The organism is Ornithinimicrobium sp. (assembly GCF_030537745.1).
In the GTDB taxonomy this organism is placed as follows: Bacteria; Actinomycetota; Actinomycetes; order Actinomycetales; family Dermatophilaceae; genus Ornithinicoccus.
Genome location: NZ_JAUNVI010000030.1, coordinates 1 through 23,608 on the forward strand (window position 1 = coordinate 1; position 23,608 = coordinate 23,608).

Sequence of the window (23,608 nt, forward strand, 5' to 3'; positions counted from 1 at the left end):
CACGGGCGGCGGGTATGAGCGCGGCGAGCACGAAGGCGCCGTGCACAAGGGCGGCGAGTATGAGCGCGACGAGCGCGAAGGCAGCGAGCACGGCGAGCAGCGCAGAGGCGAGGTGATCGTCGTCTGGGGGCCGGGTGGAAGTCCCGGCCGGACCACCGTTGCGGTCAACCTCGCCGCGGAGCTTGGCAATCCGCTGACCCCGGTCGTTCTCGTCGATGCCGACACCTACGGCGCCAGCGTCGGTCAACACCTGGCGATTCTGGACGAGGTGCCCGGCATCGCGGCGGCTGCGCGGCTCGCGGACCAGGGCAGCCTCGATCGGTCCACGCTGGCCGACCTGGCCCCCGAAGCCCGCCCGGGAATGCGGGTGCTCACCGGCCTCCCGCGCGCCGACCGGTGGCCCGAGCTGCGCGATCCAGCGCTGGCCGACGTGCTGGAGACCTGCCGCGAGCTGGCGCGGTGGACCGTGGTCGACGTCGCCGCCAACCTCGAGCAGGACGAGGAACTGTCCTTCGACACGCTGGCGCCGCGGCGTAACGGCGCAGCACTGACCGCGCTGGACGCTGCGGACAAGGTGGTCGTGGTCGGCGCCGGCGACCCGGTCGGCCTGCAGCGTCTGGTGCGAGGGCTCGATCTGCTCGCACAGCGCTCCTCGTCGCCGCGCACCGTCGTGGTCACGCGGGTGCGGGCCGGGTCCGTCGGTCGCGATCCCGGGCGCCGGATCGCCGAAGCGCTGGATAGGTTCGCCGGGGTGCGGCGCATAGAGCTGATCCCCGAGGACCAGGAGAGCCTGGACGCTGCGCTCCTGCACGGGCAGGCGTTGGCCGAGTCACGACCGAAGAGCCCGGCCCGCCTCGCTATCGCGGCCCTCGCCGAAACGGTGGCCGGAGAAGAATCCGCGCCGCTCGAGCGGCGAGGGGCACGTGCGCGTGGCCGCGGGCTGTTCCGCCGCGCCACCACCTAGTCCCGCGCTGGGACGTCGGGCCAGGTGCTGACACCTGGACACCGGTCTGGAACGATGAGGGTGTTCATTGCACCGCCAGATCGGCAACCACAGGAGAAGACATGGCCACAGTCCGTTGCTACCTGCCGCTGAGCGTGCGGCAGCTGGAGGCGTTGAGCCGGGACCGGCATCTGCGTGGTCCGCTGGACGCCTTCGCGGTGACCGAAGCAGTCCGCGCCGCGAACCCAGCCGGCGTCGAGGATGAATGGGAGTACGCCGCGCTGCAGCAGGCGGCGCGTGGGCAGGCCGAGGCGGGCCAGCCGATCCTGATCGCCGCGATCGACCTCGCCAAGGCTGACGTCACCAGGGACGACAAGGCCGTCTCGGCAAGTGTGCACATCGGCGACCTGGACCTGCCCAGGGTGGCCTCGCTGCACCTGGGCGACGATGTCGTCGCCGGGCAGGCGGGGGTGCTCGAGGCGGGGACGGTCCAGGTGGGGTCTGCCATCGAGCTGTCCTGGTATGACACCACCGAACTGGACCACGTCGTCGAGCTCGCGCAGGCGTCGAGCCCCCCGGCGAAGGCCTGATCAACCGACGAACCACCTGGGCCCTGGCCATGAGGCCCGAGGGCCAGCCGCGAGCCCCCCAGCCTGACGACCTACCCTGGTGAACAACACTTCACCACGATCAACGGAGACCACATGGACGCCATCGTCGACGTGCCCACGCCCCAGAACGAGCCGGCGCTCTCCTATGCGCCGGGAAGCCCTGAACGGTCCGAGCTCGAGGTGACGCTGGCCACGATGGCCTCCACCCCCGTCGATCTCCCGCACATCATCGGCGGCCAGCCCGTGCAGGGCGCTGGTGCCCCGATCGACGTCGTCCAGCCGCATGCGCATCAGGAGGTGCTGGGCACCCTGCGCGATGGCACCGCCAAGGACGCGCAGGCCGCGATCGACGCCACGGTCGCCGCCAGCTCGGGCTGGCGCGCGCTGTCGTTTGAGGACCGTGCCTCGATCGTGCTCAAGGCTGCCGACCTGCTCAGCGGTCCGTGGCGAGCGCGGATGAACGCCGCCACGATGCTCGGCCAGTCCAAGACCGCCTACCAGTCCGAGATCGATGCCGCCTGCGAGCTGGCCGACTTCTGGCGCTTCAACGTCTTCTATGCGCGCCAGCTCCTCGCGGAGCAGCCGATCCGCAATAGCGCCGGCACCTGGAACCGCATCGACCAGCGGCCCCTCGAGGGCTTCGTGTATGCCGTGACGCCGTTCAACTTCACCGCGATCGGCGGCAACCTCCCCACCGCACCGGCGCTGATGGGCAACACCGTGGTCTGGAAGCCGGCACCCACACAGCAGCGTGCGGCGAGCATCACGATGGAGCTGCTGATGGCAGCGGGCCTGCCGGACGGCGTGATCAATATGGTGACCGGCGTGGGGCCGGAGATCTCTGACGTCGTGCTGGCCAGCCACGAGCTCGCCGGCATCCACTTCACCGGCTCGACCGCGGTCTTCAACATGTTCTGGCACGAGATCGGTGCCAACCTGTCCCGCTACCGGTCCTACCCGCGGATCGTGGGCGAGACCGGCGGCAAGGACTTCATCGTCGCCCACCCCAGCGCTGACGTGGACGTGCTGCGGACGGCGCTCGTGCGCGGCTCGTTCGAGTACCAGGGCCAGAAGTGCTCCGCCGCCTCGCGCGCCTATGTCCCGGCCTCGCTGTGGAAGGACCTCAAGGACGACCTCGTGCAGGTCACCGAGAGCCTGACCGTCGGGGATGTGCGCGACCTGTCCAACTTCATGGGCGCGGTCATCGATGCCAAGGCGTTCGCCAAACACAAGTTGGTCATCGACGCGGCCCACAAGGACGACGCCGTCGAGATCATCGCCGGCGGGACCTATGACGACTCCGAGGGCTGGTTCGTGCGGCCGACGATCGCGGTGGTCGACGACCCCGCTCACGAGATGGTCACGACGGAGTACTTCGGCCCCATCCTGACGGTCTACGTCTACCCGGACGGCCAGTGGAGCAGCATGCTCGACCAGATGGAGTCGGTGGCGCCCTATGCGCTGACCGGCGCCATCATCGCGCAGGACCGCGCGGCCATCGCGGAAGCCAGCGAACGACTCCGCTTCGCTGCTGGCAACTTCTATATCAACGACAAGCCGACCGGCGCGGTCGTCGGGCAGCAGCCGTTCGGTGGCGCCCGGTCCTCGGGCACCAACGACAAGGCGGGCTCGGCGGCCAACCTGCAGCGGTGGATCAACACCCGCGTGATCAAGGAGACCTTCGTCCCCGCGACGGACCACCGTTACCCGCACATGGGCTGAGCCGAAGTCGCTGGTGGGGGCGGCTCGTCAGTGGCTCGCGAGCCACTCCTGCGCTATCTGCTGCTCCATCCGGACCGTCTCGCGGATCTGCGGGGCGATGGCGGCCTCGATCTTTTTGCCCAGGATCGGGATATTGGCCTCCAGGTCGCCCTCCACGACGTGGTCGGTGTGCTGCCCGGCCGACCCTGCGGACCTGCGTAGGTAGATCCCGCCAAGGAAGTGGACCGGGGTGCCGGGCAGATCGATCGACATGGCGCCCTCGCGCTCACCGTCGGCGTCCGCAGCACCCCATCGCACCGTCTCGACCACGAGCAGCTGCGGGCCGGTCAGGGCCCGCGCGAAGTCGGGCAGCTGGTCTGATGGCAGGTGGCGCTGCGTCGTCACGACGGTGTCGCCGGAGGTGGCGTCTACCTCGACGTCGACGGTCTGGTCGAGCGCGCCGGAGCGCTCGCGCCGCATCTCCTGATAAGCCGGATCGCACAACATGGTGAAGACCCGTCGCGGGTCGGCGGCGTGCTCAACGGTCTCGGTGATCCTCATGACCCAAACCTACTGGGTGTCGGCCCCTCAGCCGAGCTCGCGGAGCCGTCGGCCCAGAGACTGCAGCTTGCGCAGGACCACGCCCTTGTGGCCGAGGGTCAACCGCCCGGCGCGCTCGAGGTCGGCGGCGTGGTCCAGCAGGTCCGCCAGGTCGAGAGCGACCTGGCCAGCTGGCGCTGCCCAGGCCACCGAGTGCTGCGTGAAGACGGAGGCAGCCCGGCGCAGCGACCCGGCACAGGCGCGGCACGAGGCATGGTCCAGCGATCTGGGCAGGCCCCCGATTGCCCCGACGACCGTCGGCCGGGCCGAGGGCGACGCCGCGCCGGAGGCGAGGTCGACGAGCAGGTGGGAGAGTGAGTCGACCAGGGCATCGCCGAGCGAGCTCGCCTCCGGCCAGCCAAGGTCGGCGGACTCGCCCTGGAGGTCGTCCACCGCTGCCAGCGCCGCCGCCCGCCGCACAGCGGCTGCGGGCGGGGCAGACGCGCTCGTGCCTGGCGCGCTCGCCGCATACCCCCGAGGATCAGGCATGTGATCACTCTAGGTGGGATCGAGGGTGCACCCTCTGGTCCATCCCCAGGCGAGTAGGCTCAAAGCTGCGCACGATGGCGTGCGTCACGCCACAACCGAGGAGCTTTGCTGCGATGGGGTCCCCCGCGACGCTGATCGACCGATTCTTCCACCACGCCACTGAACAGACCTCAGGGCGTGACCCGGACCAACTGACCGCAGCAGTCGCTTCGATAGCCCAGCTTTCCGCGCAACGGACCGCCGGAGTTGCGGCGGTACGCGTCCTCAACCCCAGCATGGAGACCGACGGCTGGTCCGGTCGGCACACGGTGGTCCAGGTCGTCACCGACGACATGCCCTTCCTGGTCGACTCCGTGCTCGGCGAGATCGCCCGCCACGGTCTGCACGTTCACCTGCTCGCGCACCCTCAGCTCGTCGTGGACGAGACCACCGGCGAGGTCCTCGACCTGGAGCCGCGGCAGGCGAAGGGTGGCCAGCGCATCGAGTCGTGGATGTTCGTGGAGGTCGACCGACTGCCCCAGGAGGAGGACCGCGACGATCTGCGCAGCGGTCTGTCGGGTGTGCTGGCCGATGTCCGTCGGGCCTGCGCCGACTGGGGCGCCATGCGCCAGCGGGCGCGGTCGATCATCGCGGACCTGCAACTGGCTGCCCCAAGCACCGTCGACCCCGAGACTGTCGCGCCGACGATCGACTTCCTCAGCTGGCTCGATGACAACCACTTCACCTTCCTGGGCTACCGCTCCTATGACCTCGTCGAAGAGTCGGACGCCTCCTATCTGCGTTCGGTCCCCGGCAGCGGGCTGGGCATCCTGCGCGACGATCCCGACGCAGAGCCGTCGCTGAGCCCCCTGCGGCCCGAGGCGGTGGTGACGGCCCGCGAGCCCCGGCTGCTGACCGTGACCAAAGCCAACACTCGTGCGACGGTGCACCGGACCGTGCCGCTGGACTACCTCGGGATCCGCAGGTTCGACGCCGACGGCAACGTGGTCGGTGAGCAGCGTTTCCTGGGGTTGTTCACGCAGAGCGCCTACAACGAGTCGACCGAACGCCTCCCGATCGTCGGTGCCAAGGTCAGGGAGATCCTGGCCGCCAGCGGGTTCGCGCCGGACAGCCACTCGGGCAAGGACCTCGTCAGCGTGCTGGAGGGCCTGCCTCGTGATGAGCTCTTCCAGGCGCCGGTTGACTATCTGCAGACCACCGCTAACGACGTCCTCCATCTGCTCGAGCGACCCTCGGCCCACGCCTACGTGCGACCTGACGAGTTCGGCCGGTTCGTCAGCGTCCTGGTGTTCCTGCCGCGCGACCGCTACAACACCACGAGCCGCCTGCGCGTGCAGCACCTGCTCGAGGAAAAGTTCGACGGCACGCTCGCCGACCAAGCGACCCGGATCGGCGATGGCCCCCTAGCGCAGCTGCACTTCGTCCTCCGGCTCCCCAGGGACGGTGATCGCCCGTCCGTCGACCTGGTGGCTCTGCAGACCGAGATCGCGACGGCCACCCGCACCTGGCACGACGGCCTCGCAGATGCGGTCACTGCCGGGGTGGGGGACCTGGCCGAGGCAGGTGACCTGGTCGCGGCGTATGGCGATGCGTTCCCCGAGGCCTACAAGGAGGACTTCGACGGCGAGTCGGCCTACTTTGACCTCACCCGCCTCGCGGCCCTCCACAGCGAGGCCGCTTCCGCTCGGCCGCATCTGCACAGCGAGTCGGTCGACAGTGCGTCCGAGCGTCGGATGAAGATCTACCGGGTCGAGGAAATGTCGTTGACCGACGTCCTGCCGGTGTTCTCTGACTTTGGGCTCGAGGTCACCGTGCAACGACCCTACGAGCTCGACCCCGGCGCGAACGGCACCCCCAGCTACATCTACGACTTCGGTCTCCGCGCCGCGTCTGAGCAGATCTGGACCGGCACGGGCGAGCGCAGCGAGGAGGAGATCGCCGCCGCCTTCGAGGATGCTTTCGCGGCGGTATGGAGCGGTGCGGCCGAGTCCGACACCCTCAACTCGCTCGTCCTGACGGCCGGGCTGGACTGGCGACGCGTGGTGATCCTGCGTGCCCTGGCTCGCTACTCCCGCCAGATCGCGTCCCCGGGCCTGCACCACATCGAGGAGGCGTTGGTCGCCAATCCGGCGATTGCGCACCAGATCGTCGAGCATTTCACCGTGCGCTTCGACCCGGACCTCCAGCTTTCTACGCAGGACCGTCAGAGGGCGGCCGACGAGCTCGCGGTCACGCTCGAGGCTGGGCTCGACGAGGTCGCCAGCCTCGACCAGGACCGCATCCTGCGCTCTATCGTCGCGCTGGTGAAGGCCGCCGTGCGCACCAACTTCTACCAGCTGGACGAGTCGGGGGCGCCCAAGCCCTACGTCTCGATCAAGTTGCTGCCGCAGGAGCTGCCGATGCTGCCCGAGCCGCGGCCGGCTTTCGAGATCTGGGTCTACGCACCCCGCGTCGAGGGCGCGCACCTGCGCTTCGGCGCGGTGGCGCGAGGCGGGCTGCGATGGAGCGACCGACGCGAAGACTTCCGCACCGAGGTGCTCGGACTGGTCAAGGCGCAGACGGTGAAGAACGCGGTGATCGTGCCCACCGGCTCCAAGGGGGCCTTCTTCGCCAAGCAGCTCCCACCGTCCTCAGACCGGGAGGCGTGGTTGGCCGAGGGCGAAGCTGCCTACACCACCTTCATCGAGGGCATGCTCGACATCACGGACAACCGCACCATCGACGGCGTCGTGGCGCCGGAGAGGGTCATCCGCTATGACGGGGACGACACCTACCTGGTCGTCGCCGCCGATAAGGGAACGGCGAAGTTCTCCGATTTGGCCAACAGCATCGCCCAGTCCTACGGATACTGGCTCGACGACGCCTTCGCCTCCGGCGGCTCCGCGGGTTACGACCACAAGGAGATGGGGATTACCGCCAGGGGCGCGTGGGAGTCGGTCAAACGGCACTTCCGCGAGCTCGGCCTCAACACCCAGGCGCAGGACTTCACGGTCGTGGGCGTGGGTGACATGAGTGGTGATGTCTTCGGCAACGGCATGCTGCGCTCGGAGCACATCCGGCTGGTGGCCGCCTTCGACCACCGGCACATCTTCCTCGACCCCGATCCAGACGCAGCTAGCTCGTTCCGCGAGCGGGAGCGGATGTTCTCCCTGCCCCGGTCCAGCTGGGAAGACTACGACAAGAGCCAGCTCAGCGAGGGTGGCGGCATCTATGCCCGCACCCTTAAGGCCGTCCCGGTCAGCGCTTCGGTCCGCAAACGGCTGGGCCTGCCGGGAGGCATCACTTCGCTGCCCCCCAACGACCTGCTCAAGGCGATCCTGCGGGCACCGGTGGATCTGCTGTGGAACGGCGGCATCGGGACCTACGTCAAGGGCTCGGAGGAGACCAACGCGCAGATCGGGGACCGGGGCAACGATCCGATCCGGGTCGACGGCTTGGAGCTGCGCACCCGGGTCGTCGGTGAGGGAGGCAACCTGGGGATGAGCCAGCTCGGCCGCGTCGAGGCAGCTCTGACGGGCGTCCAGGTCAACACGGACGCCATCGACAACTCCGCCGGCGTCGACAGCTCTGACCACGAGGTCAACATCAAGATCGCCCTGACGCCCCTGGTCAAGGATGGCTCGATGACGCTGGAGGACCGCAACGCGCTGCTGCACTCCATGACAGAGGAGGTCGCCGAGAAGGTGCTGCGGCACAACTACGACCAGAACGTCCTGCTCGGTAACGGCCGTACCCAGCGCGAGATGATGGCTCCCGTCCACCGCCGGCTCATCGACTACCTGGAGGAGACCGCTGGGCTGGATCCGCAGCTGGAGTTTCTGCCGGACGACGCCGAGTGGGATCGCCGGGAGCAGGAGGGGCTCGGGATGACCAGTCCCGAGTTCGCCGTCCTGATCGCGTATTCCAAGTTGGGGATCAAGGAAGCCCTGAACTCCTCGGAGTTCGCCGAGGACCCGGCGCTGACCCAGACCCTGTTGGACTACTTCCCCGGACCGTTGCGGGAACGCGCGCACGACCAGCTGCTGGCGCACCCGTTGCGCAAGGAGATCATCGTTAACGAGGTCGCCAATGCGATGGTCAACCGCGGTGGCGTGAGCTTCGCGTTCCGTGCCGCTGAGGAGACCGGCGCGACCCTGATGCAGATCGCCCGCGCCTTCCACGTCGTCCGTTCCGTCTTCGACCTACCGACCTTCGTCGAGGCGGTCGAGGAGCTGGACAACGTGGTCGACACAGCGACCCAGACTGAGATGCTCCTAGAGTTTCGTCGACTGATCGACCGGGCCGAACGCTGGTTCCTCAGCAACCGTTCCCTGAGCAGTGGCATGGACCGTGAGATCGAACGATTCGCCGCACCTGTCCAGACCCTGGTGCCCCAGCTCGGCGAGCTGCTCCAAGGGTCCGAACGTGAGCGCTGGAAGAACCGGGTGGATTGGGCCATCGAGCGTGGTGTGCCCGCAAAGCTGGCCGACCGCTATGCCTCGCTCCTGGACAGCTTCTCGCTGCTGGATGTGGTGGAGACGGCGATGCACCTCGAACGTGACGTCGAGGAGGTCGCCGAGGTCTACTTTGCGGTGTCCGAGGCGTTCAGCATGGACAAGATGCTGACCCACGTCTCCGAGCTGCCGCGAGACGATCGCTGGTCCTCGTTGGCGCGCGGAGCGATGCGCGACGATCTCTACGGCGTGATGCGGGGACTCACCCGCACCGTGGCTGAGCGCACGACTTCCGGCTCGGACGCGGTCCCGCGGGTCCGAGAGTGGATGGAGGAGAACCGCGCGGCCTTGGACCGAACGGCCTCTGTGCTCGGCACCATCAACGAGCTCGACGAGCCCGGCCTGGCCCCGCTGTCCGTCGCACTTCGGACGTTGCGCGGGCTGGTCCGTCAGGGAGCTGCCGACTGACGCTGCCGGTGGGGCACCCCATGCTCGAGCGTTAGAGTGCGCACGTGCCGTCACTGCGCGAGACCCTGACCAGGACCAACCTGTCCGCTGCCGCGACTGACTGGCTGCACCGGCTGGTCGCGGACTGGCAGATGGTGGCCGACCTGGCCTTCGCCGACCTCACGTTGTGGCTGCCCATCGAGCTGGACGCCACTGGTGACCGGGCGGGCTCGACCTGGTTCCTCGCTGCGCACGCGCGCCCCTCGACCGGCCCGAACTTCTATCACGACGATGTCATCGGGCGCCCGGCCGAGCCGGGCCGGGAAACCTACCTGAGGCAGGTCTACACCACCGGCCGGTCAATCACGCCGGATGAGACCGGCTATGTGCGTGAGCAGTTTGTGCCAGTGGTGTGCCAGGGCCGGACCATCGCGATCCTGATCCGGCATACCGATCTGCACAACATGCGTCAGCAGGGTGGCCTGGAGGTCAACTATCTGCAGATCAGCCAGCAACTGTTCAGGATGATCGCCGAGGGGGACTTCCCGATCGATGGGGCCGCGATCGGGGTGGGGCGTGGCACCCCGCGGGTCGGGGACGGTGTGGTGCGCCTGACGGCCGATGGCATCATCGACTATGCCAGTCCGAATGCCGTCTCGGCGCTGCGGCGGCTCGGCCACACCGACCAGGTCAACGGTGCTGACCTGTCGAAGATCGTTACCGACCGGCTGCAGGAGGGGACCACCGTCGATGAGACCGTCCCCCTGGTCCTGACGGGTCGAGCTCCGTGGGGCAGCGAAATCGAGACAGGCGGGGTCAACCTCACCCTACGCGCGGTGCCGCTGACACGGGGCGGGGTGCGCATGGGCGCCCTTCTCCTGCTTCGGGACGTCAGCGAGATCCGCCGTCGCGAACGCGAGCTGCTCAGCAAGGACGCCACGATCCGGGAGATCCACCACCGGGTGAAGAACAACCTGCAGACGGTCGCAGCGCTGCTGCGGCTGCAGTCGCGCCGGCTGGAGGACCCCGCCGCCAAGGAGGCACTAGCCGAGGCGGGACGGCGGCTCACCACGGTCGCCCTCGTGCACGACACCCTGAGTCAGGGCTTTTCCGAGCAGGTGGACTTCGACGAGGTCGCCAACCGGGTGCTCAAGGCCACCGTCGAGGTGGCCGCCACGTCGACCGTCGTCGCGACCGAGCTGCAGGGGACCTTTGGTTCGGTGCTGGCCGGAGACGCCACGCACCTGGCGATGATCCTGGCCGAGCTGGTCCACAATGCCGTGGAGCATGGGTTCGAGGAGCGAGAGCTGGCGGCGGGAGCCACCCGGGTAGCTCCCCGGGTGGTGGTCTCGGCCCGACGCCTGAAGATTGCTTCCCAGGACGGGGTCGAGGTGATGGTGATCGACAACGGGGTGGGCCTACCCGGGGGGGAGCGTCCCGACCGTTCCGGATTGGGGATGCAGATCGTCGAGGCGCTGATCTCGGACCTGCGCGGTGAGATCTCCTGGAGGACGACGAAGCCGCACGGGACCGTCGTGCGGTTCACCGTGCGGCTGCGTTCCAACGCCAACTGAGGCCGAAGTCTCGGCTGTTGGCTTGATGCTGCTGTGGTCTGCCCTGGGTCGGCGGTGGAGAGGGGTCAGCCGGCTCGGCGCGCCCTGGCCTTACGACGCTTGAGGGCACGACGCTCATCCTCGGACAGTCCGCCCCAGACACCAGCGTCCTGACCTGTCTCCAGCGCCCACTTCAAGCAGACGTCAATGACGGGACAGGTCCGACACACCGCCTTCGCATCCTCGATCTGCTGCAGGGCGGGGCCCGTATTTCCGATCGGGAAGAACAGCTCGGGGTCCTCGTCGAGGCAGGCTGCGCGATCGCGCCAGTCCATCAGTCGTTGCTCCTTGCATCTACCTGCTGTGGGGCAGGGGTATCAGTCATCTCAGCCGCGAGAAGCCGGGGTCCTCGCTGGAGGGAGACGACAACGTCTGTGTTCACCATCACTACGCGTGAGCCCGTCGGGAACGGTCACGTTCTTCGTTATTCCGACGCCGTGGTGGTGACGCCTTTGTGCCAACGCTCTAGAACCGCGCCGTGTTCCATCCTCCCAGAGGGGGGCCCGCCCGCACAAGGGTCTGACCTTAGCCATCCGCCCGAAATGGGTGAGGCGTCAGTCACATCGGCGCCCATCCTTCCCACCACCCTGTCCTGCCGTGTGGTCAGCGCGGGAGAACGACCCCGGCCTGCGCCTGCGTGTCATACGCGTATACCTCGGTGCCGTCGATGAACACGCGCAGGGCACGTGAAGTCAGGTCGAGCGGGTCACCGGACCAGAGCACGACGTCGGCGTCCTTGCCGACCGTCAGCGAGCCGACGCGGTCCTCGACGCCCAGCACGGTGGCGGGGTTGATCGTGACGGCACGCAGCGCAGCCTCCCTGTCCATCCCCTCTCGCACCGCGAGGGCGACCTGGGTGATGAGGTACTCGATCGGCACGACCGGATGGTCGGTGATGATCGAGACCTGGACCCCCGCGCGGTCCAGGATGCCCGGCGCCTTGAGCGAACGAGCGCGCACCTCGACCTTCGACCGGCTGACGATGAGCGGCCCGTAGAGGACCGGCACGCCCTTCTCGGCGAGCAGGTCGGCCATCAGGTAGCTCTCGGTGCCGTGGTCCAGCACGAGTTGATAGCCGAACTCGTCCGCCAGCCGCAGCGCGGTCGCGATGTCGTCAGCGCGGTGGCAGTGCTGCCGCCACGGGATCTCCCGGTCCAGCACCTTGACCAGGATCTCGCTGACCAGGTCGGTGTCGACCGGCTTGTCGTCACCGGCCGCTGCCACCTTGGCCTGGTAGCTGCGGGCTGCGGCGAACGCGCGGCGGAGGACGAGTGCGACGCCGAGCCGGGTCGAGGGCGTCTTTTTCTGGTCGCCGTAGACGCGCTTGGGATTCTCACCCAGGGCCGACTTCACCCCGGAAGGGCTGCGCAGCACCATCTCATCGACATACCGGCCGTAGGTCTTGAGGGCGACTGCCTGTCCGCCGATGGGGTTGCCTGAGCCGGGGTTGACGTTGACGGTGGTGATCCCTCCCATGAGCGCGTCGTCGAAGCCCTGCTCGCGGGGGTTGATCGCGTCGATCGCGCGGGCCGCAGCCATGACGGGGTCGGTCATCTCGTTGGTGTCCTGGCCGGCCCACCCTTCGCCCTCCTCCCAGACGCCCAGGTGGACGTGCGCGTCGATCAGTCCGGGCAGCACCCAGCCGCCGGCGGCGTCCACGACCTCTGCATCACCGGGGACCGAGATGCCACTGGCCGGTCCGACGGCTTCGATGCGACCGTCGCGCAGGAGGACGACTCCGTCGTCGAAGGGATCGCCGTCGATCGGGACGACGCGGGCACCGACAAGGGCAATGGGCGTGTGGGTTGGCATGGGTCCACCTTAAGCAGTCCGGCTGGACGTGCCTACGCGGTCCGTCGCTGGTGGCCTCAGTGGGTGCGGATGATCAGTGGCCGGGCGTGACCTGCTCGGGAGCACGGAGGGCGAGGACGCAGTCGGGACATAGGCCGTGCTCGGGGAGCCGGTAGAACAGGCAACAGCCGGAGCGGACGAAGAGCTCGTGAGGATCAGCCATGACGCCGCCGATCCCGGCGGGCAGACCGTCAGGTGCGCGGACCGATCCGCCCTGCGCCAGCCGTGGATGGCCCAGCAGCTCCCGTGCCAGGGCCCAGGCCGCGGCCGCGCGTCCCGGATGCTGCTGCGCGAGCACGCGGGCCGCGCCGACCAGCGAAGACGCAGCGTTGCTGATCAGGACCCGGTCGGCGGTCTGGCCGACCCTGGAGCAGGCCTCGTTCAGGGTTGCGAGGCTGCCGTCGACGACCAGGTCCCCGATCACCTGGGCGGCCTCGGACAGGCTCGACACGGCATACCCCGCCTCCGGGTCGCGGACACCCAGGGGAACTGCGCCGCCGTGCTCGGGGCTCGCGACCAGCGCGTCAGGGGACAGGTCTGGCACCCAGCCGTGCAGCACCGCAGCCGCCAGCGCCGGAGACCAGAGGCGGGAGGCAAGCCCGACCTGAGTCGCGGAGACAGCGACGCGGGGGTCGACATCGACGATCGCCATCCCCGTGCTGGCCGCCAACGCGGCGCGCACGCTCGCAAAGCGGGTGGTCAAGGCGTCGTCGGCCAGCACCTGTGCCCAGGGCAGCGCGCCCGACTCTGGAGCAGCGACCAGCGCGGAGAATCCTCCGAGGGCCTGCAGGTCAGACAGGACCTGCACGCCCTCGACGGCGGACGGACCGGTCACGGGCCGCTCAGTCGTCGGAGCTGGCGGAGTCGAGCACCGCGCGCGCAGCGGCGAAGCGCGCGATGGGCACCCGGAAGGGTGAGCAGGAGACATAGTCGAGGCCCAGCGTGTGGAACAGGTGGATCGACGCCGGGTCGCCACCATGCTCACCGCAGACGCCGACCTTGAGGTCCGGCTTCACGGACCGGCCGCGGTCGGTCCCGATCTGGACGAGGCCACCGATGCCGTCGCGGTCGATGGACTCGAACGGGTTGGCTGGGATGACGTCCTCGCTCACGTAGGCCGACAAGAAGCCGCCCTCGGCGTCGTCCCGGCTGATCCCGATGCCCGTCTGGGTCAGGTCGTTGGTGCCGAAGGAGAAGAAGTCGGCGTACTCGGCGATCTGGTCGGCGACGATCGCTGCGCGGGGCAACTCGATCATGGTGCCGACGTGGACCTCGAGCTCTTCACCCGCGGACGTGAGCTCCTCGGTGATCGCGCGCTCGACCACCTCCCGCTGCGCCTTGAGCTCAGAGGCGAAGGCCACCAGCGGGATCATGATCTCCACGGTGGCGGTCTCTCCCTCCCGCTCGCGGACCGCCAGGGCGGCCCGGACGACGGCTCGTGCCTGCATCTCGGGGATCTCCGGATAGAGCATGCCCAGTCGGCAGCCGCGGGTGCCGAGCATCGGGTTTTGCTCGTGCAGGCGCTTGACGGAAGAAAGTAGGGTGCGGGCCCGGTCGAGCTCGTCGGCGTCGCCCCCGGTGAGCTGGAGGCGCTGCACCAGCAGCGACTGCTCGACCAGGTCAGGAAGGAACTCGTGCAGCGGTGGGTCGAGCAGTCGGACGGTCACGGGCAGACCCTTCATCGCGGTGAAGATGCCCTCGAAGTCTTCCTGCTGCATCGGCAGGATCTTCTCCAGCGCCTCTGCACGGTCTTCGATGGTGTCCGCCAGGATCATCTCGCGGACCGCGGGCAGGCGGTCAGCGGCCATGAACATGTGCTCGGTGCGGCACAGCCCAATACCCTCGGCGCCCAGCTCGCGCGCCTTGGCAGCATCTTCGGCCGTGTCGGCGTTGGCGCGGACCCCGAGCCGACGGATCTGGTCGGCCCAGCCCACGATGGCCTCGAAGTCCTCGTTGACCTGCGGCGGGACGAGGGTGAGCGCCTCCCCGAAGACGTCGCCGGTAGACCCGTCGAGGGTGATCAGGTCGCCCTCATGGAAGACCCGGTCGCCGACCGTGAGGGTCTTGTCGCCGGTGTTGATCCGGATGGCCTGGGCGCCGGCCACGCAGGGCTTGCCCATGCCCCTGGCCACCACTGCTGCGTGTGAGGTCATGCCACCGTGGGCAGTCAGGACGCCCTGAGCCACGATCACGCCCGCGATGTCATCGGGGGTCGTCTCGTAGCGCACCAGCACGACCGGCTCGTTCACACCGCGGGTCGCTGCCGTCTCAGCGTCGAAGACCAAGCCTCCGACGGCCGCGCCGGGGGAGGCCGGCAAGCCCTTGGTGATGGCGGTCTTGCCGTGCTCGGGGTCGATCGCGGGGTGCAAGAGCTGGTCGAGCTGGCGGGCCTGGATGCGCTGGAGCGCTTCCTCGCGGCGCAGCACGCCCTCCTCCACGAGGTCGCGTGCCACCTTCAGCGCCGCGGCAGCGGTGCGTTTGCCGTTGCGGGTCTGCAGCAGATAGAGCGTGCCGTCCTCGACGGTGAACTCGATGTCCTGCATGTCCTTGTAGTACGCCTCTAGGTCTGCCATGGTGCTGATCAGGTCTCCATAGGCCTGCGGCAGCACGTCCTCCATCTCGGCCAGCGCGCGCGGGGTGCGGATGCCCGCGACGACGTCCTCACCCTGCGCGTTGAGCAGGAACTCGCCATAGAGTTCCTTGGCGCCGGTGGAAGGGTTGCGGGTGAAGCAGACCCCCGTCGCAGACGTCTCGCCACGGTTGCCGAAGACCATCTGCATGACGTTGACGGCGGTGCCGAGGTCATCGGAGATGTCGTTGGCCCGGCGATAGACGCGGGCGCGGGGCGTGTCCCAGGACAGGAAGACGGCGTCGATCGCGCGCTTGAGCTGCTCGCGCGCGTCGCCGGGCAGGTCGCGGCCCAGCTCCTGGCGGGAGACGCGTTTGAAGATCTCGACAAGCTCCTGCAGGTCAGCGACCGTGAGGTCGGTGTCCTGCTGGACCCCGCGGCGCGCTTTGAGCGAGGTGAGCTCGTCCTCGTAGACGTGCGGAGGCACCCCTTCGACAACTTCGCCATACATCGCCAGGAACCGACGGTAGGAGTCCCAGGCGAACCGCGGGTTGTCGGACTCCGCCCCCAGCGACTCGACCGTGTCGTCTCCGACGCCCAGGTTGAGGATCGTGTCCATCATGCCGGGCATGGAGGTCACGGCGCCGGAGCGGACCGAGACCAGCAGCGGCTTGTCCTTGCCGCCCAAGGTGCGGCCGGTGCGCTCCTCCAGCCGCGCCAGGGAGTCCTGGATGTCGTCCCACAGCCCCTCCGGCCAGGCGCCGGCCGCATTCATGGTGTCCACGCACGCCGCCGTGGTGACGGTGAAGCCGTCCGGCACCGGGATCCCCATGCTCTTCATCTCTGCCAGGCCCGCCCCCTTGCCGCCGATGAGTGACTTCAACGAGGCGTTGCCCTCGGACATGTCGTAGAGGTATCTGGCTGCGGTGTTCCCGGTCATCTCGCTGCTTCCTCACACTTTCGTGCGCGGCCCCAGTGCCGCGTCCTGCCCTGACTTTATCGCCACCTCGCGAGGAGCAGATCAACGGCCTCTGGAGGACTCCCGCCGCTTCTGGACGATCTCGATAACTCGCCCCGCGGCCTCTTCCAGGGCGAGGTCGGTGGTGTCGATGACCGGGCATCCAAAGTGGCGCTGGATGGCCGAGACCTGATCGAGCTCGTCGAAGATCGTCACCAGGTCGGTGTAGCCGTCGCGCTGCACCGCCGAGGAGCCGAGCGCCCTGACCCGACGGGTGCGGATCTGCGCCAACCGCTCCGGGTCGATGGTCAGCCCGACGATCTTCCAGCGCTGCACGTCGTTGAGCTCAGTGGTCACCGGCAGGCCGGGCACGAGCGGGATGTTGGCGGTCTTGTAGCCGAGGTAGCCCAGATACATCGACAGCGGTGTCTTACCTGAGCGGCTCACCCCAATGAGCACGATGTCGGCCTCACGCAGGTGGTTGGAGAGGTTGCCGTCGTCGTTGGCGATCGAGAACTCCATGGCCTGCACGCGCTTGAAGTAGTCATCGCTGACCCCGACAGGGTGGACGACGCGCGAAGGGTCCTGACCGGTCGCGGCCTTGAGCGCGACCAGTGCCTGGTCGAGCAGGTCGGCGTGCGGCAGCCCGCGCTCGGTGCACAGCTGTGCCACCGCCCCTCGGAGGGCTTCGTCGACCACGGTGGAGAAGACGACGATCCGGCTCCGCTCGGGGTGCATGCGCGCGAACGCATCGTGCAGACCCTCCACCGTGCTCTGACGAGGGTGCCGGATGATCCGCACTTCGGAATCGACATACTGCGCGGCCGCTGCCCGGGCCACCCGCGCCGCGGTGTCGCCGGTGGAGTCGGCGATGATGTGGACCTCGATGGGGGTGTCGATCATGGAGTCAGGCTACGGCGTGTGTCAGACGGGCTCGTTGCGCTCGCCGGGGGCCGAGCCGTCGGTGGGCGCGAGGCCTTCGACGTCGGCCGGAGCCTCGGCCTCGGTCGGTGGCTCGTCGGTCGGGTCCTGCGCCGGGGCAGCCGCAGCGAGGACGGGCCCCTCCTGTGGCTCGTTCTGCGGGTCTTCTTCCGGCGGGGTGCCGAAGGCACCGCCGACGAAGGTCCCGGTCGGCTTCTGGTCTGGCTCGGGGGCGGAGGTCGCGTCAGTCATGCCTGCCATCCTTGACCCTGACCGGGAGCCGAGCAAGTGGGCGTGGCAGACCGGCCGCGATCAGGAGAGGCGTCAGAGGATGGCAGGCATGACCGGGAGCCAGCGCGAACCCATCGGCGTGTCGTCGCGGGCGAGGGAACAAGCGCCGGTGGTCGCCGTCGTCGGGCCGACAGCGACCGGCAAGTCCGACCTCGGGGTCGCCCTCGCGCTCGCGGTCGGGGGCGAGGTCGTCAACGCGGACGCTTCTCAGTTCTACCGGGGGATGAATGTCGGCACGGCCAAACTGCCGCTCGCCGCGCGACAGGGCATCCCCCACCATCAGCTGGACGTGCTCGACGTGACGCAGGAAGCCAGCGTCGCGACATACCAGCTCGATGCCCGCGCCGACCTCGACGCGATCCGCGCCCACGCAATGGTGCCGGTCGTCGTCGGGGGCTCGGGACTCTATGTCCGCGCGCTGCTGGACCGGCTCGAGATCCCGCCGACCGATCCGGACGTGCGGGCACGGTGGGAGGAAGAGCTGGGACGCGTGGGCGCACAGCAGCTGCACGCTCGGCTCGCCGACGCGGACCCGGTGGCCGCTGCCTCGATCGAGCCGCGCAACGGTCGACGCGTCGTGCGGGCCTTGGAGGTCATCGAGCTCACCGGGCGGCCGTTCAGCGCCACCATGCCGACGCGGGAGTTCGTGGTCCCCACAGTGATGATCGGACTGCGATCGCCCCGCGAGGTCCTCGACGAGCGCATCGCGACCCGGGCAGTGCGGATGTGGCGCGAGGGTCTGATCGAGGAGGTCCGCGGGCTGCTCGAGATGGGGCTGCGGGAAGGCAGGACCTCCTCCCGCGCGGTCGGTTATGCGCAGGCGCGGCGCCAGCTGGACGGGGAGCTCACGCAGGAGGAGGCGATCCTGGACACGGTCGTCGCGACCCGGCGGCTCGCGCGGCGACAGGAGCGGTGGTTCGGCCCGGATCCGCGGATCACCTGGTTGGAGCATGACGCGCCCGACCTGCTCGAGCAGGCGCTCGCGGTGTGGGCTGGCGCCGATGGGCTCGCGATGGATCGGTGGCGGTCGCGCGCGAGGTGACGACGCACCTCAGACGGGTCGCGAGGACGCCGCAGCGCGAGTGACGCGAAGGACGCGGAAGCCTTTGCTGATGGCGTACCGATTGACCTCGACCTTGCCCATGAGCTCGGGGAGGGTGCGAGCCAGCCAGCTCTGCAGGGAGTCCGAGCCCAGGTTCTTCTGCACGACGAGGTAGGCGGCGCTGTCCGGGAGGTCCGGGCTGCCTGGTGCCAGGCGCGGCAGCCAGGTGACCATCAGTTCGTGCAGGGCGGCGTTGCCGACCCGGATCGGTGGGTTGGACCAGATGAGGTCGAAGGTGGTGTCCGGGTCGACTTCCTCGGGGGTGGAGACCTGGACCCCGGTGCAGCCCAAGGCTTGCGCGTTGCGGCGGCACAGGTCGAGAGCGCGTGCGTTGACGTCGACGGCATGGACGGTGGCAGCGGGCGAGAGCATCGCCATGGTCAGGGCAAGGGGTCCCCATCCGCAGCCGAGGTCAAGGAAGGTGCCGGTCTTGGGGGGCGCGGGCGCCTCCTTGAGCAGGACGGCGGTGCCTTTGTCGACGTGGCCCGGTGAGAAGATCCCGCCGGCACTGAGGATCTCGACATCGCGACCTGCCAGGAGTGCCTGGCGGCGCCGGAGCTCGCCGTCGGAGGCGGGCTGGGCGGTGAAGTAGTGGTCCTGCGAGGCGGGCATGGCCGTTGAGTCTAGTGAGCCGGGGGCAGAAATCAGTGGCTCAGGGCGTTGACCGGTGAGAGAGTGGAGCAGCAGCACCCGACACCAAGGAGACCTTTGACTCAGCACGATCCCGACAAGCACGAGTCCCCCCGATCCTCCGTCCTGCAACTTCGCGCCGCAGCGATAGACGACCAGGAGGTCGTTTCGGGCCGGGAGACGGGCGCCTGGGAGTCCGAGGACTCAACTGGCCGGGACGGCGACCAGTTCGACCGAGAGGATCGGGCGGCACTGCAGCGCGTCCGTGGACTCTCGACCGAGTTGGAGGACGTCAGCGAGGTCGAGTATCGCGAGCTGCGACTGGAGCAGGTCGTCCTGGCCAGCGTCTGGGAGGACAACGGCCAGACTTCGCTGGAGGATGCCCAGAACTCACTCCGTGAGCTAGCCGCACTGGCGGAGACAGCCGGGTCAGAAGTTCTGGACGGCGTGATCCAACGACGCCTCAAGCCGGACCCGGCCACCTATCTGGGCTCGGGCAAGGCCGCAGAGCTGCGCGATATCGTCGCGGACACCGGCGCGGACACCGTCGTCGTCGACGGCGAGCTCGGCCCGTCGCAGCGCCGCGCGCTGGAGGATGTCGTCAAGGTCAAAGTGATTGATCGGACCGCGCTGATCCTGGACATCTTCGCCCAGCATGCCAAGAGCAAGGAAGGTCGTGCACAGGTCGAGCTGGCGCAGCTGCAGTATCTGCTGCCGCGGCTGCGCGGCTGGGGCGAGTCGATGTCCCGTCAGGCGGGCGGCCGGGTCGCCGGGGGTGAAGGCATCGGTTCCCGAGGCCCTGGTGAGACCAAGATCGAGCTGGACCGCCGGCGCATCAACACCCGCATCGCCAAGCTGCGCCGCGACATCGTCGGGATGAAGACGGTCCGCGACACTAAGCGCAGCGGTCGCCGCAACAACAGGATCCCCAGCGTGGCGATCGTCGGCTACACCAACGCTGGCAAGTCTTCGATCCTCAACCGACTCACCGGTGCGGGCGTGCTGGTGCAGAACCAGTTGTTCGCCACCCTGGACCCCACTGTCCGGCGGCACGAGTCCGCCGAGGGTCGGATCTACACGTTGTCCGACACGGTCGGCTTCGTCCGGTCGCTGCCGCACCAGCTGGTCGAGGCCTTCCGCTCGACGCTGGAGGAGGCTGCGGAGGCGGACGTCCTTCTGCACGTGGTCGACGGGTCGCACGCCGACCCGGAAAGCCAGATCGCGGCGGTCCACGCGGTGCTCGCGGAGGTCGACGAAGGCAGCCCGCTGCTGCTTCCGGAGATCATCGCGGTCAACAAGGCCGACCTGGCGCAGCCCGAGGTGCTGCACCGGCTCGCGCTGCTCTATCCCCATGCTGTCGTCGTCTCGGCACGCACCGGGCAAGGTATGGACGACTTGCTCGCGCTCGTCGAGGACACGCTGCCCCGGCCCCAGATCCTCGTCGACGTGCTCGTGCCCTACACCCGCGGTGACCTCGTCGCGCGACTGCACGAGGAGGCGCAGATCCTCACCGAGGAGCACACCTGCGAAGGCACGCGGCTCACGGCAAAGGTCGATGAGGACCTGCAAGGGCACCTGAGCGAGTTCGCCGTCTAGTCCGCGCGGTCGCAGTCGCGCGGGCGAGCGCCTGGATCGTCCACCGCGACCCTCTTGCGGTAGCGCGAGCGACCCTGCGGTGTGGCAGGGTGGATTAGTGAGTTCCGAGCCGAACACCCACGACCAGCGCGACGACCCCAACGACCACCCCGACGATCTCCAAGACGCGTGCGACGAGTCTCAGAGCAGCGTGGAGCATCGTCGGATCGCCGAGTCCGACGACCCGAAGTCGGCCTGGCGCCGATGGGGGCCCTACGTCTCGGGCCGCCAGTGGGGCACCGTTCGCGAGGACTACTCCGAGGACGGCGACGCCTGGGGCTACTTCCCGTTCGACCACGCACATCTGCGGGCCTACCGCTGGGGAGAGGACGGCCTGGCGGGGCTCTGCGACGTCGAGGGTTACCTCAACGTCGGGGTCGCCCTGTGGAATGGTGCCGACGATCGGCTCAAGGAGCGCTATTTCGGGCTGACCAACCCCCAGGGCAACCACGGCGAGGACGTCAAGGAGTACTGGTGGGCGTTGGAGGGCACCCCCACGCACAGTTATGCGTCCTGGCTCTACCGCTACCCGCAGGCGGCCTATCCCTACGAGGCCCTGATCAACCACGGGCGCGGTCTGGATGAGGACGAGTACGAACTTAGCGACACCGGGATCCTGGCGGACAACCGCTTCTTCGACGTGCAGGTCACCCACGCCAAGGCCAGCCCGAGCGACATCTGCATCGAGATCTCGGCGACCAACCAGGGTCCCGATGCCGCACCTCTGCACCTGCTGCCGCAGGTGTGGTTCCGCAACACCTGGAGCTGGGGCCTGGACGACCGCCGGCCCAGCCTTGCGCTCGCGGACGGCCAGCAGGAGTCGGTGACTCTGCTCGCCGACCATCACCGGCTCGGCCGAGTCGTCATCACCCCCGAAGGCGGAGCGGCCGGCGAGCCGCGGGTTTTGTTCTGCGAGAACGAGACCAACTTGGCCACCCTCTACGGTGAGTCGGCAGTGCCCGCCGACTACACCTCCTACCCCAAGGACTCCATCAACCGGGCTGTCGTGCACGGCCAACCCGACGCCGCCAATCCCCACCAGCACGGCACCAAGATGGCTTTCTGGTGGACCTTTGAGGAGGTCGCGCCGGGGGAGACCGTGACCATCCGGCTGCGGCTGACCGAGATCGATGGCCGGCCCGACCCCAGCCCGACCTTCGATGACGTGCTCACCCGGAGGTCGGCCGAGTGCGAGGAGTTCTACGCCGCGGTGCTGCCGGATGACACCAGCGAGGAGGACGCCCTGATCAGCCGGCGTGCCTTCGCCGGACTCCAGTGGGGCAAACAGCTCTATCTGTATGACGTAGCTCGTTGGCTGGAGGGGGACCCGGCTCAGCCGCCGCCGCCAGAGAGTCGTCTGCAGGGTCGTAACCACCACTGGCAGCACGTCAAGCTCTCCGAGGTCATCTCGATGCCGGACGAGTGGGAGTACCCGTGGTTCGCCACCTGGGACCTCGCCTTCCACTGCGTGGCGATCGCGCACGTCGACCCATGGTTCGCCAAGTGGCAGCTGCTCCTCATGTGCCGAGAGTGGGTGATGAACCCCAATGGTGAGCTCGCCGCCTACGAGTGGGACTTCTCGGACGTCAACCCTCCGGTGCACCCGTGGGCCGCCTGGCAGGTCTATGCGATCGACGGCAGCCGCGACCGGGACTTCCTGCAGCGCGTGGTGCTCAAGATGCTGCTCAACTTCCCGTGGTGGGTGAACCGGAAGGACAGTGAGGGGTCCAACATCTTCGAGGGCGGCTTCCTCGGGATGGACAACATCGGGCTCTTCGACCGGTCCGACCCTCTTCCCGACGGCCAACGGCTCGAGCAGGCCGACGCCACGGCCTGGATGGGGATGTTCTGCCTCAAGATGCTGCGGATGGCGATGGAGCTGGCCCGCGAGGACAGCGCCTGGGATGAGGTGGCGACGAAGTTTCTTGTGCACTTCCTGGCGATCTCGGAGGCGATGGAAGACATCGGCACCAAGCACGTCTCGCTCTGGGACCCACAGGATGAGTTCTTTCACGATGTGCTGGTCGATGAGCACGGTGAGCCCCACCGCATGCCGGCCCACTCGATGGTCGGGCTGCTTCCGCTCGCCGGCGTCTCGCTGGTGCCCAACTGGGTCGCCTATGAATTGCCGGACCTGACCGAGTTTTTCGACGGCTGGACGCGCCGCCGCCCTGAGCTCGCCGATGCGCTGCTGCATACCAACCATCGCGGCTACTCCCTGCGCACGTTGTCGATGGTCGACAAGGGCCAGTGGATGGCGATCGTGCGGCGGATGCTCGACGAGGGGGAGTTCCTCTCGCCCTACGGCCTGCGTTCGCTCTCGGCGGCGCACCGCGACGGGTTGGAGGTCACCATCGAGGGGCAGGACCTGTCCTTGGCCTACGTGCCGGGCGAGTCCAACTCGCGGATGTTCGGCGGCAACTCCAACTGGCGCGGACCGGTGTGGATGCCGGTCAACGCGCTCCTGGTCGACGCCGTGCGGACCTACGGCCGGTCCGCGGGTGTGGGTGCCACCATCGAGTTGCCGACGGGCTCCGGGCATCAGATGCCGATCACCGAGGTCGCAGACGAGCTGCAGGACCGCCTGGTGGCGCTGTTTCGCCCCGGGCCGGACGGGCGTCGGCCGTCGACGCCGCGGGACCACCCCCGCGGTGAGCTGTGGGACGCGCACCCGACCTTCAGCGAGTACTTCCACGGCGACACCGGTGCCGGCCTCGGCGCATCCCATCAGACCGGGTGGACGGCCCTCGTGGCGCACTTCATCTGCGCTCCGCACGGCATCAGGAACCGATGAACGAGTCGGCCTCGTAGTCT

17 protein-coding genes are annotated in these 23,608 nt (G+C 68.6%); 8 read left to right on the top strand and 9 right to left on the bottom strand.

Features of this window, described 5'->3' with window-relative positions; genetic code table 11:
* The 3 genes from Q4P07_RS08150 to pruA form a co-directional block, all read left to right on the top strand.
* Window positions 1-964: CpaE family protein (locus Q4P07_RS08150; RefSeq protein WP_368660264.1), on the top strand; the 964-nt coding region annotated here is incomplete at its 5' end.
* A 101-nt stretch (window positions 965-1,065) separates the two neighbouring features.
* The gene (locus Q4P07_RS08155) at window positions 1,066-1,533 is read left to right on the top strand and encodes a hypothetical protein (RefSeq protein WP_303374411.1); all 468 of its coding nucleotides are present in this window, start codon (window positions 1,066-1,068) and stop codon (window positions 1,531-1,533) included.
* Between the two features lie 114 nt (window positions 1,534-1,647).
* On the top strand, window positions 1,648-3,276 hold the full coding sequence (gene pruA, locus Q4P07_RS08160; protein WP_303374412.1) for an L-glutamate gamma-semialdehyde dehydrogenase: 1,629 nt from the start codon (window positions 1,648-1,650) through the stop codon (window positions 3,274-3,276).
* A 27-nt stretch (window positions 3,277-3,303) separates the two neighbouring features.
* On the opposite strand, the gene Q4P07_RS08165 is transcribed toward pruA, so the two are convergent.
* The gene (locus Q4P07_RS08165; protein ID WP_303374413.1) at window positions 3,304-3,816 is read right to left on the bottom strand and encodes a DUF2505 domain-containing protein; all 513 of its coding nucleotides are present in this window, start codon (window positions 3,814-3,816) and stop codon (window positions 3,304-3,306) included.
* Between the two features lie 27 nt (window positions 3,817-3,843).
* On the bottom strand, window positions 3,844-4,344 hold the full coding sequence (locus Q4P07_RS08170) for a hypothetical protein (protein ID WP_303374414.1): 501 nt from the start codon (window positions 4,342-4,344) through the stop codon (window positions 3,844-3,846).
* 113 nt (window positions 4,345-4,457) lie between these two features.
* Here Q4P07_RS08170 and Q4P07_RS08175 point away from each other — a divergent pair, with 113 nt between their 5' ends.
* Both Q4P07_RS08175 and Q4P07_RS08180 read left to right on the top strand, forming a co-directional pair.
* Entirely contained in the window at window positions 4,458-9,245 is a 4,788-nt protein-coding gene (locus Q4P07_RS08175) for an NAD-glutamate dehydrogenase (RefSeq protein ID WP_303374415.1), read from the top strand.
* 44 nt (window positions 9,246-9,289) lie between these two features.
* Window positions 9,290-10,798 (top strand): sensor histidine kinase, encoded by a 1,509-nt coding sequence (locus tag Q4P07_RS08180; RefSeq protein ID WP_303374416.1) that lies wholly within the window; start codon window positions 9,290-9,292, stop codon window positions 10,796-10,798.
* A gap of 65 nt (window positions 10,799-10,863) precedes the next feature.
* On the opposite strand, the gene Q4P07_RS08185 is transcribed toward Q4P07_RS08180, so the two are convergent.
* The 6 genes from Q4P07_RS08185 to Q4P07_RS08210 all read right to left on the bottom strand — a co-directional run bounded on the left by Q4P07_RS08185 (window position 10,864) and on the right by Q4P07_RS08210 (window position 17,388).
* Window positions 10,864-11,112 carry a WhiB family transcriptional regulator gene (locus Q4P07_RS08185; protein ID WP_303374417.1) on the bottom strand — a complete coding sequence of 83 codons (249 nt, stop codon included), beginning with the start codon at window positions 11,110-11,112 and terminating at the stop codon, window positions 10,864-10,866.
* 328 nt (window positions 11,113-11,440) lie between these two features.
* Complete coding sequence (locus Q4P07_RS08190; RefSeq protein WP_303374418.1) at window positions 11,441-12,649, bottom strand: amidohydrolase; 1,209 nt, start codon at window positions 12,647-12,649, stop codon at window positions 11,441-11,443.
* Window positions 12,650-12,722: 73 nt separating this feature from the next.
* Window positions 12,723-13,523 carry a (2Fe-2S)-binding protein gene (locus tag Q4P07_RS08195; protein WP_303374419.1) on the bottom strand — a complete coding sequence of 267 codons (801 nt, stop codon included), beginning with the start codon at window positions 13,521-13,523 and terminating at the stop codon, window positions 12,723-12,725.
* A 7-nt stretch (window positions 13,524-13,530) separates the two neighbouring features.
* On the bottom strand, window positions 13,531-16,197 hold the full coding sequence (ppdK, locus tag Q4P07_RS08200; RefSeq protein WP_303374420.1) for a pyruvate, phosphate dikinase: 2,667 nt from the start codon (window positions 16,195-16,197) through the stop codon (window positions 13,531-13,533).
* 81 nt (window positions 16,198-16,278) lie between these two features.
* Window positions 16,279-17,118 carry a pyruvate, water dikinase regulatory protein gene (locus Q4P07_RS08205; RefSeq protein WP_303374421.1) on the bottom strand — a complete coding sequence of 280 codons (840 nt, stop codon included), beginning with the start codon at window positions 17,116-17,118 and terminating at the stop codon, window positions 16,279-16,281.
* 21 nt (window positions 17,119-17,139) lie between these two features.
* Complete coding sequence (locus tag Q4P07_RS08210; RefSeq protein ID WP_303374422.1) at window positions 17,140-17,388, bottom strand: hypothetical protein; 249 nt, start codon at window positions 17,386-17,388, stop codon at window positions 17,140-17,142.
* An 88-nt stretch (window positions 17,389-17,476) separates the two neighbouring features.
* Between Q4P07_RS08210 and miaA the strand changes: the two genes are divergently transcribed.
* Window positions 17,477-18,469 carry a tRNA (adenosine(37)-N6)-dimethylallyltransferase MiaA gene (gene miaA, locus Q4P07_RS08215; protein WP_303374423.1) on the top strand — a complete coding sequence of 331 codons (993 nt, stop codon included), beginning with the start codon at window positions 17,477-17,479 and terminating at the stop codon, window positions 18,467-18,469.
* A gap of 9 nt (window positions 18,470-18,478) precedes the next feature.
* Here the strand turns inward: miaA and Q4P07_RS08220 are convergent, their stop codons facing one another.
* Window positions 18,479-19,141, bottom strand: a complete 663-nt coding sequence (locus Q4P07_RS08220; protein WP_303374424.1) for a class I SAM-dependent methyltransferase — start codon at window positions 19,139-19,141, stop codon at window positions 18,479-18,481.
* 96 nt (window positions 19,142-19,237) lie between these two features.
* Here Q4P07_RS08220 and hflX point away from each other — a divergent pair, with 96 nt between their 5' ends.
* Window positions 19,238-20,755 carry a GTPase HflX gene (gene hflX, locus Q4P07_RS08225; protein WP_303374425.1) on the top strand — a complete coding sequence of 506 codons (1,518 nt, stop codon included), beginning with the start codon at window positions 19,238-19,240 and terminating at the stop codon, window positions 20,753-20,755.
* Between the two features lie 97 nt (window positions 20,756-20,852).
* Complete coding sequence (locus Q4P07_RS08230; protein ID WP_303374426.1) at window positions 20,853-23,588, top strand: glucosidase; 2,736 nt, start codon at window positions 20,853-20,855, stop codon at window positions 23,586-23,588.
* The last annotated feature ends 20 nt before the right edge of the window (window positions 23,589-23,608 follow it).

What these genes read in the sequence shown, in the direction of transcription:
- Q4P07_RS08155 (WP_303374411.1), top strand. Translation starts at nt 1,066, where the DNA reads ATGGCCACAGTCCGTTGCTACCTGCCGCTGAGCGTGCGGCAGCTGGAG.
- pruA (WP_303374412.1), top strand. Translation starts at nt 1,648, where the DNA reads ATGGACGCCATCGTCGACGTGCCCACGCCCCAGAACGAGCCGGCGCTC.
- Q4P07_RS08165 (WP_303374413.1), bottom strand. Translation starts at nt 3,816, where the DNA reads ATGAGGATCACCGAGACCGTTGAGCACGCCGCCGACCCGCGACGGGTC.
- Q4P07_RS08170 (WP_303374414.1), bottom strand. Translation starts at nt 4,344, where the DNA reads ATGCCTGATCCTCGGGGGTATGCGGCGAGCGCGCCAGGCACGAGCGCG.
- Q4P07_RS08175 (WP_303374415.1), top strand. Translation starts at nt 4,458, where the DNA reads ATGGGGTCCCCCGCGACGCTGATCGACCGATTCTTCCACCACGCCACT.
- Q4P07_RS08185 (WP_303374417.1), bottom strand. Translation starts at nt 11,112, where the DNA reads ATGGACTGGCGCGATCGCGCAGCCTGCCTCGACGAGGACCCCGAGCTG.
- Q4P07_RS08190 (WP_303374418.1), bottom strand. Translation starts at nt 12,649, where the DNA reads ATGCCAACCCACACGCCCATTGCCCTTGTCGGTGCCCGCGTCGTCCCG.
- ppdK (WP_303374420.1), bottom strand. Translation starts at nt 16,197, where the DNA reads ATGACCGGGAACACCGCAGCCAGATACCTCTACGACATGTCCGAGGGC.
- Q4P07_RS08205 (WP_303374421.1), bottom strand. Translation starts at nt 17,118, where the DNA reads ATGATCGACACCCCCATCGAGGTCCACATCATCGCCGACTCCACCGGC.
- Q4P07_RS08210 (WP_303374422.1), bottom strand. Translation starts at nt 17,388, where the DNA reads ATGACTGACGCGACCTCCGCCCCCGAGCCAGACCAGAAGCCGACCGGG.
- miaA (WP_303374423.1), top strand. Translation starts at nt 17,477, where the DNA reads ATGACCGGGAGCCAGCGCGAACCCATCGGCGTGTCGTCGCGGGCGAGG.
- Q4P07_RS08220 (WP_303374424.1), bottom strand. Translation starts at nt 19,141, where the DNA reads ATGCCCGCCTCGCAGGACCACTACTTCACCGCCCAGCCCGCCTCCGAC.